The sequence below is a fragment of the Actinoallomurus acaciae genome (assembly GCF_042429965.1).
Classification (GTDB): Bacteria; Actinomycetota; Actinomycetes; order Streptosporangiales; family Streptosporangiaceae; genus Actinoallomurus; species Actinoallomurus acaciae.
Genome location: NZ_JBHLZP010000019.1, coordinates 1 through 12841, shown reverse-complemented (window position 1 = coordinate 12841; position 12841 = coordinate 1). Strand labels below are relative to the sequence as shown.

The 12841-nt window shown below is 71.7% G+C and carries 8 protein-coding genes and 1 pseudogene; 5 read left to right on the top strand and 4 right to left on the bottom strand.

Going from position 1 to position 12841, the window contains the following annotated elements; genetic code table 11:
• Positions 1-35 precede the first annotated feature (35 nt).
• A complete protein-coding gene (locus ACFFNX_RS04705; protein ID WP_378195669.1) occupies positions 36-953 on the top strand; it encodes a hypothetical protein in 918 nt (305 codons plus the stop codon).
• A 30-nt stretch (positions 954-983) separates the two neighbouring features.
• Here the strand turns inward: ACFFNX_RS04705 and ACFFNX_RS04700 are convergent, their stop codons facing one another.
• Positions 984-1478: a CGNR zinc finger domain-containing protein gene (locus ACFFNX_RS04700; RefSeq protein ID WP_378195666.1), complete on the bottom strand. Its 495-nt coding sequence runs from the start codon at positions 1476-1478 to the stop codon at positions 984-986.
• Positions 1479-1531: 53 nt separating this feature from the next.
• Here ACFFNX_RS04700 and ACFFNX_RS04695 point away from each other — a divergent pair, with 53 nt between their 5' ends.
• The gene (locus tag ACFFNX_RS04695; RefSeq protein WP_378195663.1) at positions 1532-2968 is read left to right on the top strand and encodes an MFS transporter; all 1437 of its coding nucleotides are present in this window, start codon (positions 1532-1534) and stop codon (positions 2966-2968) included.
• On the opposite strand, the gene ACFFNX_RS04690 is transcribed toward ACFFNX_RS04695, so the two are convergent.
• The 3 genes from ACFFNX_RS04690 to ACFFNX_RS04680 all read right to left on the bottom strand — a co-directional run bounded on the left by ACFFNX_RS04690 (position 2940) and on the right by ACFFNX_RS04680 (position 9645).
• The gene (locus tag ACFFNX_RS04690; protein ID WP_378195660.1) at positions 2940-3734 is read right to left on the bottom strand and encodes a class I SAM-dependent methyltransferase; all 795 of its coding nucleotides are present in this window, start codon (positions 3732-3734) and stop codon (positions 2940-2942) included. The genes ACFFNX_RS04695 and ACFFNX_RS04690 overlap by 29 nt on opposite strands.
• Before the next feature lie 149 nt (positions 3735-3883).
• Positions 3884-8017: a carboxypeptidase regulatory-like domain-containing protein gene (locus ACFFNX_RS04685; protein WP_378195657.1), complete on the bottom strand. Its 4134-nt coding sequence runs from the start codon at positions 8015-8017 to the stop codon at positions 3884-3886.
• A gap of 833 nt (positions 8018-8850) precedes the next feature.
• Positions 8851-9645, bottom strand: a complete 795-nt coding sequence (locus tag ACFFNX_RS04680) for a helix-turn-helix transcriptional regulator (protein WP_378195737.1) — start codon at positions 9643-9645, stop codon at positions 8851-8853.
• Positions 9646-10137: 492 nt separating this feature from the next.
• Here ACFFNX_RS04680 and ACFFNX_RS04675 point away from each other — a divergent pair, with 492 nt between their 5' ends.
• The 3 genes and pseudogenes from ACFFNX_RS04675 to ACFFNX_RS04665 form a co-directional block, all read left to right on the top strand.
• On the top strand, positions 10138-11502 hold the full coding sequence (locus ACFFNX_RS04675) for an MFS transporter (RefSeq protein WP_378195654.1): 1365 nt from the start codon (positions 10138-10140) through the stop codon (positions 11500-11502).
• A 147-nt stretch (positions 11503-11649) separates the two neighbouring features.
• Positions 11650-12495 (top strand): formyltetrahydrofolate deformylase, encoded by an 846-nt coding sequence (gene purU / locus ACFFNX_RS04670; protein WP_378195651.1) that lies wholly within the window; start codon positions 11650-11652, stop codon positions 12493-12495.
• Between the two features lie 46 nt (positions 12496-12541).
• Positions 12542-12841 (top strand): annotated as a pseudogene (locus tag ACFFNX_RS04665) (hypothetical protein); the annotation flags it as partial.

Below are 12841 nucleotides of genomic sequence, written 5' to 3'. Positions count from 1 at the left end.
GCCGTCGCCTCCGGACCTTCGGCAGCATGGGACGGGTGGATGAGCGACGCGGATCCGGGCCGGACTACAACGCGATGCTGCTCGTGGAGCTTCCGGAGGCGCGGCGGAGCGCCGACGAGGCGGCGGTCGCCCGGATCTGCGCGGCGGTGGCGCACGCGGTGACCGAACAGCCGAGCTTCCGGTACGAAGCCCTGTGGCGGATCGACGACGAGGACGCCGTGGCCCGGGTCTGTGCCGCCGCCGGGCGTACCTTCGCCGCCCGAGGCAGCTTCGGCACCGGGGCGAGCTGGTACCGGCGCGGCCTGCGGGCGGCCCGTGCCGTCGACGACCGCGAGGCCGTCGCGCGGACGGCCTCGGCGCTGGCCGCGATCCAACCCGGCGTCGAGCGTGAATCGGGGCCTCTCACCCATGAGCTGCTCCGCCTGCACGGCGCCCGGACGGCCTACCGCGACGCCGCCGAGGCGTTCGACCTGCTCGGCCGAGGTCAGGCGGCGTCTCGGCTGCGCGAGCACGCGACGTGGTGCGACGGGCGGCTGGAGGACACGCTCGGGGGAAGGCCGTTCACGGACGCCGACGCCCGCGAGCTGCTCGACCGGCTGATCGACGACGGGGTGCCCTGCCCGCCCTCTCCGGGTCCGGCCGCGCCCGATCCTCCCGGACCGTTCCTCGAAGCCGTCCAGGTGGCTCTCGGCGCGCAACTGGGTGAATCCGCCGGGCAGGCGTCGCGGCGGATTCGGCCGGTCCCCGGCCGGGCCCGGAGCCTGGAGGTCACCGTGCCCGGCACGCCGGTGCCCACACTGCTCCTTCTGCCGCGGGCCCCCACGGATGAGGCCACGGCCGCCGTGGCCGGCCTGGACCTCGCCGGCGAGGCGGGTCGCGGCCACGAGCTGTCCTGGGACCCGGCGTCCCGTACCTGGCAGATCCACGGCCGCCCGGCGCCACGCCTCCGGTGACGGTACTCCCGGGCTTTCACCGAAGGCCGGTCAGGCCGTTCTGGCTTTGCGGTGGCGACGCACCGCGTCCCGGTTGGCGCAGGCGTGGGAGCAGTAGTGCTGCCGCCCCGGGCGGCTGTGGTCGACGTAGGCGTTGGCGCATTCGGGCAGCGTGCAGCGCCCGAGGCGATGCATGCCGCGACCGGTGAGGTGGTGGGCGGCGGCGACGCTGGTGGCCGCGGTGAGGATGCCGGCCAGGCCGGCGCCGTCGGGCCGGTAATGGATGTGCCAGCCGCTGCCGTCGTGGTCGGTGACGGTCGGATGACCGGCGTAACGGGCGAGCAGCTCGTTGAGCAGCGCGGCCCGGTCCTGGTCGGTGGCGGCGTCCACGAGCCGCGTCCAGCACGTCAGGTAGTCCAGCACGAGGTCGAGATCGCGGTCGTCGGCGGGGCGGTCGAGGGGCATTCCGGCGGCGGCCCACCGGGCGGTGAGCTCATCCGGGCCGGCCGGTGGCCGGTTGACCAGGTCAATGACATTGTCCAGCAACCGCCGATCGTAAGGGTTTACCGGCATAAGGGCATTACAGCACAGTGTCCGGCATGAGCCGTATCCCTTCCGCTGAGACCGGCGCGGAGGCCGCCGTCCGCCGCCCCGACGGATCTCGGGTGAGCTGGCTGCCGCTGGTGGCGTGCTGTTTGGGCACGTTCCTGCTGCTGTTGTTCACCACGATCGTGACGGTCGCCCTGCCGCGCATCGGCGCCGATCTGCACGCCGGGTTCGGCGCCCAGCAGTGGATCATCGACGTGTACACGCTCGCTCTGGCCGGGCTGCTGCTGGGGGCGGGGTCGCTCAGTGACGTCCTGGGCGGCCGGCGGGTCTACACGGTCGGGCTGGTCGCGTTCGGCCTCGCCACGCTGGCCTGCGGTCTGGCGAACACACCGCTGATGCTGATCGCCGGCCGTGCCGTGCAGGGGCTGGCCGGCGCCGCCATGTTCGCCACGATCCTGCCGTTGATCGCCTTGACCTACACCGGGCGGGCGCGGGCGACCGCGTTCGCGGTGTGGGGCGCGGTGGCGGGCGCCGCCTCGGCGGTGGGCACGGTCGGCGGCGGCGTGCTCAGCGAGCATCTGGGATGGCGGTCGACGTTCCTCGCGGCCTTGCCGCTGTGTGCGCTCGCGCTGATCCTGGCCGTCACCTCACTGCCCGACATGCCCTCCACGCCCGTACGGATCGACTGGCCCGGAATCGTCACGGTCAGCGTGGCGGTGACCTCGCTGGCCTACACCGTCATCGCCGGCGGCGACTCCGGCTGGACGGCCCCCGGTACGTTGCTCGGCCTGGCCATCGCCGTGGCCGCCGCCACCGGCTTCGCGCTGGCCGAACGGGTCGGCGCCCACCCCATCCTCCCGCCGGCCCTGTTCGGCACCCGGGCGTTCGTCGGCGTGCTACTGGCGGCCTTCGCCTACTACTTCGCCGCCTTCGGAGCGCTGCCCGACATCTCCACGTGGCTGCAGACCGGGCTCCGGACGAGCTCGTCCGCGACCTCGCTCGTACTCACGGTCCAGCTCGCGGTGTTCGTCGTCGTGTCGGGGCTGGTCAGCGGCAGACTGCACGGGCTGCCCGGGAGCTGGACGCTCGGCGGCGGAACGGTCGCGGTCGGGCTCGGCTGCCTTTCCGGCCTCGCCCTCCACCTCGGGGCGGCCTGGCCGGCGCTGCTGCCCTTCCTGGTGGTCACCGGGGCCGGGGCGGGCGTGGTCTCGCCGGTGCTGCCCGCGGTCGCCACCGCCTCCGTACCACCGTCGCACGCCGGCACCGCCGGCGCCGCCGCGAACAGCGCCCGCCAGCTCGGGCTCGCCCTCGGCGTCGCGACCTGCGGCACGGTGTTCCACAGCTTCCGGGGCACCGTGACGGGCGTGACCGGCGCGCTCGTGGTCTGCGGGGTTCTCGCCGTCGTCTGCGGAGCGCTCGCGGCCCGGCTGCTGCGGCCCGTCCGCGACCTGACGCTCCCTACGGCGCCGTCTCGTGACGGTCGGTGACGGCCTGCTTGGATCTGGCCGTCACCAGATGGGTGGGGAACCAGGGGCCGCCCCACCAGACTCGCCAGCCGAGGTTGCGGCGCCCCGTCTCGGCCAGGCCGAGGGACCGTAGGCGGGCGAGGTATCTCCTGGTGAACAGAATGTCGGCGATGAGGATCCGCCCGCCGGGGCGCAGGACGCGTACCGCCTCGTCCATCGCCGCCTCCCGTCCGGCGGCCGACGGGATGTTGTGGATCGCGAGGCTGCTGACGACCACGTCGAAGCTCTGGTCCTCGAAAGGCAGGCTGGTCATGTCGCCGCTGTGCAGCGTCACCCGTCCGGCGACACCTTCCATCTCGGCGTTGCGGCGCGTCACCTCGGGCGAGTTGCCGGTCTGATCGGCCCTCCACAGGTCGACCCCGACCGCGTGGCCCCTGGGGAGCAACTTCGCCGCGGCGAGGAGTACCGCGCCGCGGCCACAGCCCAGATCGAGCAGGTCCTCGTCACCGCGCAGCCCGGACTCGGTGAGGACGCGCGCCCACACCTTGAACTTGCCCACGCGGGTCGTGAAGAGGTACGAGCCGCCCGTCAGTAACAGCCATGCGGCGACCAGACCGGAGATGACGGCGACCACGGCTCTGCCGGCGATGATGTTGACAACGGTGAACGCCGTCATTCCGGAACAGATCGCGACGAAAGACACCGCCTGCCAGACCGCGGGCACCAGCCGGAAATCCCCGTCGAAACCGTAGTCGCCGCGTCGTCGGCGCAGGTCGACGTCGCTCATGGGCACCTCCGTGTCGTGGCGATTCTCTCTGTCCGCTCCTCCATGTGTACCGTCCGTAGCCGTTGATGCCACCACGAACCGCGAGATGACCGGCGGGAAAGGCGACCGTGCGGGCCGGGGAGCCCGGCCCGCACGGTCATCGTGGGTGGTCAGCTACAGGTGTGGTCGGGTCTCAGGGCGAAGTCCGCCGTGGTCGTGGCCAGTTTGGCGATCTTGACGGACCTGGTCTGCGGCGCCCAGCCGTCCTTGGCCGCGATCAGGGTGAGCGGGTTGTTGCGGGTGTCGAGCCACAGCACGTACTGACCGTTCTTGTCGGTCTTGAGCGTGTAGCTCGCCGTCCACGAGTCGATCTGCACGGTCGCCCCGGTCAGCGGCGCCGGTGTGCCGGTGCATCCGGCGCCCGTCACCGTTCCGGTGATCTTGCCCCAGGTCTTCGGCGGGTTCACCGTGAGCGTCACCGGGACGGCCAGGGCCCCGTACGGGGTCTTGGCGCCGATGGTGACCTGCGCGGTGAACGTGCCCGGCTGGGTGATCGTGTCGACGTCCGCGTTGAGCGACAGGGTGACCTTGGCGGTACCGCCCGCCTTGATCGTCACCTCCGACTTGTCCTCCGACAGCCACGGGACGTCGCCGCCCGCGGCGTCACACTGGTCATAGCCCGGCAGCACCTCGCTGTTCTTCGCCGCGTTGAAGCCGCCGGTCGAACCCCCGATCTTGTAGAAACCGCAGGCCGCGGCGCCACGGTAGAGGGTGTTGTTGGAGTTCGGCAGTGCCGTCCAGGTGTTCGCGTCCGGGTCGTAGGCGAAGCCCTGGTTGGTGAGCGTGCTGGTGCCGTTGGTCACGCCGCCCGAGACGAGCAGCTGGCCGTTGGCCGTCGACGAACCCATCGCCCACAGGTCGATCGGCAGGTCGGCGACGGCACTCCAGCTGTCGGACGACGCGTCGTAGGCGTAGGCGTGCTTGGACGAGGCCGAGCCCGCGGTGCCGCCGGCGCAGTACACCTTGTCGCCGAGGCCGCCGCAGCCGAGCCAGGCGGTCGGCTCGGGGTACGCGTGCGCCGAGCTCCAGGAGTTCGACGCCGGGTCGTACACCTGCACGTCCGTCTCACCACAGGCGGTGGTGCAGCCGCCGACAAGGTAGATCTTGCCGTCGGCCACGGACACGCCCGCGCCGGCGTACGGCTTGGGGTTGTCGGCCCCGGTCGTCCAGGTGTTCGCGACCGGGTCGTAGATCTCCGTCTTGGCGACCGTGTCTCCGGAGTCGGACCAGCCACCGAAGACGTACAGCCTGCCGTCCAGAGTGGCGACCTCGGGAGCCTCGCGGCCGGTGTTCAGGCTCGCGATCGCGCTCCACGCCTGGCTGCCGGGGTCATAGACGTAGGCCTTGGCGCTGACGGCCAGGCCGTCCACGCCGCCGACCGAGTAGACCTTGCCGTTGATCGTCGCCGCGCCGTTGTCCATGATCGCCGAGGGGTAGTCGGCGGTCGCGGTCCACGGCGGTGCGTACGGTGCCGCGGCGGCCGCGGCGGCGGCCTTCGCCTTGGCCTTGGCGTCAACCTTGCCGGACTGGAACCGCCCGGACGAGTAGTCTCCCTTCACCTTCTGCAGCGGGGCGCCCTGCGCGGCGGGCTGGTAGGTGCCCGTCCGCTCACCGATCTTGGCGGTGACCGGGGCGGTGCCGGTGTTCTTCAGCGTCACGGTCTGGCCGGCCTGCCCCTGCCAGGCGACCGTCTTGCCGACCGAACCCGGCGTGACCGTGATCCGGGGCGCGGCGAGCGAGAAGGATCCCTCCGTCGCCCAGTTCGCGGCCACGTTCACGGTGACGTCCTGGGACGTGTAGTTCGACGCGGTGGCGGTGAACCGGTGGCCTCCGGTGGCCGAGGAGTACAGCCAGTAGAAGCCGTCGCCCAGGTTCGGGTCGTCCGGCGTCGCCGCCGAGGTGGCCCGCTCCGACGGCTGGTCGGCCGAGGTGACCGAGGCGCCGTTCACGCCGGCGCCGGTGTTCTTGTCCAGGACCTGGCCGACGACCAGGCCGCCCGATGTGGGGTCACAGCTGCGGCTGCCGAGGAAGACGTCGTCGACCTGCCACCACCAGCTGAACCTGCCGGTGTAGTGGAACCGCACCTGGACCGCGCTCTTGTTCGCCGCGGCGGACAGGTCCACGGACTCCGTCCGCGGCCCGCGAGCGCTGTCGCTGGTGTGGTGCCAGACGTTGCTCCACGTCTGGCCGCCGTCGACGGTGTAGTCGACGTCCGCGACCGAGGAGCTGATGCCGTAGTAGTCGGAGCGGAAGGACAGGTACGGGTCGGCCTTCCCGGTGAAGTCGGCGACGGGGCTGATCAGCGAGCTGTCCTGGTTGCCGCCGTTGCCGTACTTGTCACTGTCGATGTTGGCGAAACCTCCGGACCCGCCGGTGTGGTTGGTCCGGTTGCCGGGGTCGGTGAAGACCCAGGTCTGGCCGTTGCCGGCCTTGTCGTCGACGGTCCACCCGCTCGGCGCGGTGGTGCCGTCGAACGACTGCGTGGCGCCGCCGTCGTAGTGGTAGGTGTATCCGGCCGCGCTGCAGGTCGTCTGATCGACGGCGACGTCCACGTCCTTGTTGACGTCCGCCGACCCGACCGTGACGTCCGCCGCGCCCTGCGTGTAGCCGGGGTAGAGGGCGTCGACCTGCAGTGAGTAGGCGTCACCGACGGGCACGCCGATGCTGTAGCGCCCGGTCCTGGGGTCGGTGTAGGCGACCGCCGTCGGCTCGCCCTTGACCCGTACGGTCGCGTACAGCGGCCAGCCGTGACCCGAGCCGTCGCGTACGGTGCCGGTGACGTTGACGCTCGCCTTCGCGGCCAGCGCGAAGTCCTCGGTCACCGTCTGGCCGTCCTCGACCGCGACGCCGGAGACGCTCTTGGAGGTGTATCCGAACTTGCTCGCGGTGACGTCGTACGTCCCGGCCGGAACGCTCAGGGAGTAGTGCCCCTGGCCGTCCGTCGTGGTGGCGGTGTCGCCGACGCTGACCTTGGCCTCCGCCAGGACGCCGGTGCCGTCGGTGACCGTTCCGGACACGATGCCGCGCGGGCCGGAGTGGAACGCTCCGGTGCCGTTGGGCGTGCCGAGCCCGGTCGGGCCGTCGTAGCCGCTTCCGGCCTTGCACAGGTACGCCGGGTCGCAGCTGCCGTTGCTGCCCGAGGTGACGTCGTTGAGGTCGGAGGTCTGGTCGTAGGGGAAGGAGTTGGGCGACGATCCGGCCGCCGGCGTACCGCCGAGTGCGTAGACCGACGCGATGATCGGGGCGGAGGCGCTGGTGCCGCCGTAGACGTGCCAGCCGCCGTAGTAGACCGCGACGCCGGTGTTCGGGTCGGCCACCGCCGAGACGTCCGCGACCGAGCGGCGCGAACAGCCGGAGTCCGTCTGGAACGAGGGCTTGGTCTCGTACGCGGAGCAGCCGCTGCCGGCTCCGCTCCATGCCGCCTCGGTCCAGCCGCGCGTGCTGGAGGTGTCCTTGGCGAGCGACGTGCCGCCGACCGCCGTGACGTACGGGGACACGGCCGGATAGCTGGTCCCGTAGCCGTCGTCGCCGGTGCTTGCGGTGATGGCGACGCCGGGATGGTGGAAGAACGAGTCGTCGTACTGGGTCTCGTCGGATCCCTCACTGCCGCCGTAGCTGTTGGAGACGTACTTGGCGCCCTGGGCGACGGCCTGGTTCACGGCCGCGCCGAGGTTGTCCATGTAGTTGTCGTCCGCCTCGACGAGCAGGATGCCGCAGCTCGGGCAGATCGCGCTGACCATGTCGACGTCCAGCGAGATCTCCCCGGACCACCCGGCGTCCGGCGGCGGATAGCTCGTCCCACCGCGCTGGTCGATCTTCTTGAAGCAGCCGTTCGCCGTGGTGCACGGCGGCAGGCCGTACTGCTGCCGGTAGACCGCCAGGTCGCTCTCGGCGCTCGGATCGTCGAACGCGTCGACGATGGCGACCGTCTGGCCCGCCCCGCCCGAGGGCAGGTTGTACGCGCTGAGCAGGTCCACCGGCCCGAATCCGGCGGGAGTGTCGGCCGGCTGGACGCCCTTCGGCCCGACCACGTCGTCGCGGACCATGGACAGACAGGACGCCTGACCGGCCTTCGAGGCCTGGGCGCAGACGTTGTGGGTCGGATGCTGGCCGGCTGAGGTCGGACCGGTGGCCTTGGAATGTGGAATGGGCGTCCTGGTGGACGCACCGGCCGCGGCGGGCACGGCGATCACCGTTGCCACCGCGACGGCGAGCGCCAGCAGCAAGGCGCTCAGTCTTCCCATCGCGGGATCCCCCGCGACGAGAACAGACACGCGACGGGCACGCCGCGTCCTGGGGGGTTGGGGCATGCAAGCCTTCCTCGGCGGGGTGGGGATCGGGACCCGATACGGGTCGCTGAACAAGCCGATCTTGACTCAAGGCTTGACTTTGATCACCGTCCGCATGTGGACGTTACGTTATGACTACGGCTCTTGCGGAAGCTGACAGGTGACTTACAACCGTTGGACCTGCGACGTTCAGTGACAATTTCCGGCCTTCGGCATGGGCGTCGTGTTGGCGCCAGCGGCAACCTCTACAAGAATCGGGTGCCGATATTTGAGCCGAATTTCGGAGTGCGCCGATGACCGCGGAGTCGAGCCGGAGGCGCTCGGTAGCGGAGTTATCCACATCCGCCGGGGTGGGCTTCCTTGAACAGATCCGAGCACTGGACAATGTGAATGGGATCGGAAACCCCGGGCGGGCGGGGCTGGTTGGCGGGGCTGGTTGGCGGGGCTGGTTGGCGGGGGGCTTTGAAGAGTTCATGAGCCTTTCAGGCAGCGGATGATCTCGGGTGCTCGGGCCCGCCCTGGCCTGCTCACCATCCCTGGCGTCGGAGTCGAGACCGCCGCGCAACTGTTGATCATCTGCCGGGGTAACGCCCGGCCGCGTTCGCCACGTTTTGTGGGGCAGCATCGGTCCCGGCCTCCATCGGAGCCGACGGGCTCCACCGGCCAGACAAGCCCTACCGCCGTTTACGCGCCGAACAGACGCCAGGCCTCGCTGCATGTGTGCCGAGTTCGGCTGCTCTCACCGGCAGGCGGATCCTGCCATCGGAGCGGGCAGGCTCCGCCACCGGTCAGGTGGGCTCCCCCGCCGGTTGCGGGTCGAGTAGGTGCCGGACCTCGCTGGGTGTGTGGCCGAGTTCGGCGCGTACGGCGCGGCAGAGGTGAGCCTGGTCGGCGAAGCCCAGGTCGGCGGCGATTTCGGCTAGGTGGCCAGCGCCCTGCTCGATGCGGTCTAGCGCGCGGGTCACGCGGATTCGGTTGCGGTAGCGGGTGAGGCTCGTGCCCGTCTCTCGCTGGAACACCCGGCTCAAATGGCTGGGTGACACGCCGAGCAGGCGGGCCAGCGGGATCAGCCCTCCGGCCTCGGAGTGGTCCGTCAGCAGCGCCTCACGGGCCTCGTCGGCCACGGCCCGTGCTCGGGCGTGTCTCGCGGGTGGGCGCAGGAGTCCGTCCAGCAGGGCGACCAGCTCCTCGGCCATGCCGAACGCAACGTCGGGCGCGGCGCGTAGGAGCCGCCGGTGCGCGAGCTGGAGCCGCCCGTCGAGGAACACCGACGCCGAGGCCTGCCGCCCGTCGTCCGCGACCACCGAACGCCACAGGGCCGGTGACAGCGTCACCGCGGTACAGACGTCGCCCCCGGCCGGATGCGCGAAGCTCGCCACGTCGCCGGGCACCTGGAGGTAGCCGGCCGTGGGGTCGGCGAGCGCGTCACGCCCCTTCGAGCGCAGCCGGAACCGGCCGGAGCGTACGAGCACCACCTGATGCCGCCCGGCCGGCTCGGGCGGCGACCACCCGGGCCGATGCTCCTCACAACGGACCGTCGCGACCGAGAAGTCCGGGCCGTCGGCGAGCGGAACGCTGGACATCACACCGCAACACTAGGGCCTGCCTCAAAGTCCCCGTTCGCAGCGAGCGGTGTTCAGAGGGACGCGTCGCAAGGCGGAGGAGGGAGTCGGCCGGGGCGGCCGGCGACCTTTCCCGGCGACCTTTCCCGGGGTCCTCGCGGGAGCGTGCCGGGCGGCGGAGCCGTTCGGCACGGTTTCGTCGGATGGAGACGACAGCGCGGCGAGGCGCCCCCTGGATGCCGCGCAGCCGGACAGCGGAACTTTGAGACAGGCGCTGGGGGCGCCCGGCGACATTTCCCGGCGTACTGCGCGACGGTCTGCCGATCGCGATCGGGAGGCTCCACGCCCAGGGTCAGCGTCACCCGCAGCCCGAGCAGGTCGCCCGTCGTTGGAACACGCCAAGACACCCGCCATCGAGCAGGAGAGCAGGAGAGCAGGAGAGCAGGACAAGGATCGTCAAGCCACCGCCCGTCACCGCGGCGCAGACTGCCCGAGGTCGTCTTGGGAGGGCGCATGCGTCGCGGGTCACTTGTCGTTCTGCTGACCGGGCAGGTCATGGTGTCGATGGACGGGTCGATCGTGACCGTCGCGTTGCCGCACATCCGTACCGGGCTGCACGCCTCGGGTGCGCTGCTGCAACTCGTCACCGGCGGCTACATCCTCGCCATGGCGATACTCGTGGTCACCGGGGCGAGGCTCGGGGATCTGTACGGGCACCGCCGGATGTTCCGCTGCGGCCTCGCCGGGTTCACCGCCGCCTCGCTGGCCTGTGGGCTCGCGCCGGACGGGCCGGCGCTCGTGGCGGCGCGGTTCGCGCAGGGCGGGTCGGCGGCGCTCGTGCTGCCGCAGGTGCTGTCCCTCATCCAGCTCGGCTTCTCCGGGCCGGCCCGGGCTCGGGCGCTCGGCCTGTACTCGATGGTGCTCGCGCTGGGAGTGGCGATCGGGCAGATCGCCGGCGGTCTCATCGTGAGCGTGGCCGGCTGGCGCCCGGTGTTCCCGCCGAACGTGCCCGTCGGCGCGGTGCTGGTCACCGTCGCCGGGCGGTCGCTGCCCGGCGGACGGGAGCGGGTACGGTCCGGGCTCGACGTCCTCGGCGTCCTGATCCTGTCCACGGCGATGACCGCCGTGGTGGTGCCGCTCGTGTTCGGCCAGGAGGAGGGGCGGCCGCCGTGGACCTGGGTGTGCCTGGCCGCCGGATGCGCCGGCCTGGCCGTCTTCGCGTGGTACGAGCGGCGCGCGGCGAACCCGGTGCTGGACCTCGGCGTGCTGCGCGCGCCGGGTGTCGCGCCGGGGCTGTTCGCGGCGTGTGCCGTGATGGGCGCCTACGCGGGCCTGATCTTCTCGCTCGCCCTCCACCTCCAGAGCGGCCTGGGCCTGTCGCCGCTGGGCGCGGGCCTGGCCTTCCTGCCGTTCACGGCGGGCTTCGCGGCCGCCGGGCTGGCCTGGCCGCGCCTGCCGGTACGCGGCTCGCTGCCGGTGGCCGGACTGCTGGTGTTCGCCGTGGCGGCCCCGCTCATCGCCGTGACGGTACGACACGGCTGGTCCCCGCTCGTGATCCCGCTGCTGGTGGTGGCCGGGGCGGGTCACGCGGCGGGTTTCAGCCCACTCGTCGAGCGCCTCGCCGCCACGGCCGGACGCCAGCGGGCGTCCGCGGTGTCGGCCCTGACCAACACGGGCACGCTGCTCGCGAACGTCCTGGCCATCGCCACTCTGGGCGGCGTCTACCTGGGCGCCCGCACCTCCGCCCAGGGCCTCACGCAGGTGACCGCGCTGCTCGCCGTACTGCTGGGCGTCGCGGCGGCCGCGGCGTGGCGCACGGTCACGACCCGGACCCGGCGCCCCGGCCGCATCCCCGATGCACGCGACCTTGTCCGGTGACAGGGGGATCCGCCGGTTAGCCACCGAAGGGCCACAAACCGCCGGAGATCTCCTGGTCCTGGCCCGGATGCCGATCCCGAATCGATCGAACCGACGTCCGTGACGGTCTCGCGTGAGCCGGGGACGCGGTCAACGTAAGCTCGAGGCATGTCACAGTACGTGCTCACGCTGTCCTGCCCCGACCGGCCGGGCATCGTGGCCGCGGTGTCCGGCGTGCTGGCCGAGCGCGACTGCAACATCGTGGAGAGCCAGCAGTTCGGCGACCGGGGCACCGGCCGGTTCTTCCTGCGCACGCAGTTCGACGCGCCGGACGGGCTGGGCGACGCGCTCACCGAGGCGTTCGCCGCCCTGACCCCCGACTTCGGGCTCGACTGGCGCCTGCACGATCTCGCGGAGCGCACCCGGGTGCTGATCTTGGTCTCCAGGCACGGCCACTGCCTCAACGACCTGCTCTACCGCCAGCGCTCCGGTCTGCTCGGCATCGACGTGGTCGCGGTCGCCTCCAACCACCCCGACATGCGGCCGCTGACCCAGTCGTACGGCATCGACTACCACCACCTGCCGGTCGGCGCGGACAACCGCGCGGCGCAGGAGGCGGAGGTCCTCGCGCTGGTCGAGCACTACGGCGCCGACCTCGTCGTCCTCGCGCGGTACATGCAGATCCTGTCGGACGACCTGTGCGCGAAGCTGCCCGGCCGGATCATCAACATCCACCACTCGTTCCTGCCGAGCTTCAAGGGCGCCAAGCCGTACCACCAGGCGCACGAACGCGGGGTGAAGCTCATCGGCGCCACCGCGCACTACGTGACCCCGCACCTGGACGAGGGGCCGATCATCGAGCAGGAGGTGGCCCGGGTCGACCACACCCACGGGCCGGACGAGCTGATGGCGGTCGGCCGCGACATGGAGTGCCTGGCGCTGGCCCGCGCGGTCCGCTGGCACGCGGAGCACCGCGTACTGATCAACGCCGACCGGACCGTGGTGCTCCGCTGACCTGTCGTCCACCATCTCGCATCACGCACCGTGGTTCAATGCCACGATGCGTGATCGAGGTGACTCCGCGAACGACCGCTCGCGTGCCTGCCGCGCGGCGGTGCGCGCGTTCCGCCCGCGACGGGTGCTGCCGGCGAGCCTGGCCGCCTCGCTGCTGACCGTCGCCGGGGCGTCCGTCGCCGTCCATGTCATCTCCAGCCGGCTCGGCCATCCGGTCCTGCGCCCGGAGCTCACCGCGCGGCTCACGAAAGTGACCTGGGACGATCCGGCCGTCGCGGCCGCCGGTGGCGGGCTGACGCTGGCCGGGCTGCTGTTCGTGCTGGCCGCGGTGCTGCCCGGCCGTACG

Excerpts from the sequence above, each read along its gene's own strand:
- ACFFNX_RS04675 (WP_378195654.1), top strand. The coding sequence starts at position 10,138 with ATGCGTCGCGGGTCACTTGTCGTTCTGCTGACCGGGCAGGTCATGGTG.
- ACFFNX_RS04685 (WP_378195657.1), bottom strand. The coding sequence starts at position 8,017 with ATGGGAAGACTGAGCGCCTTGCTGCTGGCGCTCGCCGTCGCGGTGGCA.
- ACFFNX_RS04695 (WP_378195663.1), top strand. The coding sequence starts at position 1,532 with ATGAGCCGTATCCCTTCCGCTGAGACCGGCGCGGAGGCCGCCGTCCGC.
- purU (WP_378195651.1), top strand. The coding sequence starts at position 11,650 with ATGTCACAGTACGTGCTCACGCTGTCCTGCCCCGACCGGCCGGGCATC.
- ACFFNX_RS04690 (WP_378195660.1), bottom strand. The coding sequence starts at position 3,734 with ATGAGCGACGTCGACCTGCGCCGACGACGCGGCGACTACGGTTTCGAC.
- ACFFNX_RS04680 (WP_378195737.1), bottom strand. The coding sequence starts at position 9,645 with ATGTCCAGCGTTCCGCTCGCCGACGGCCCGGACTTCTCGGTCGCGACG.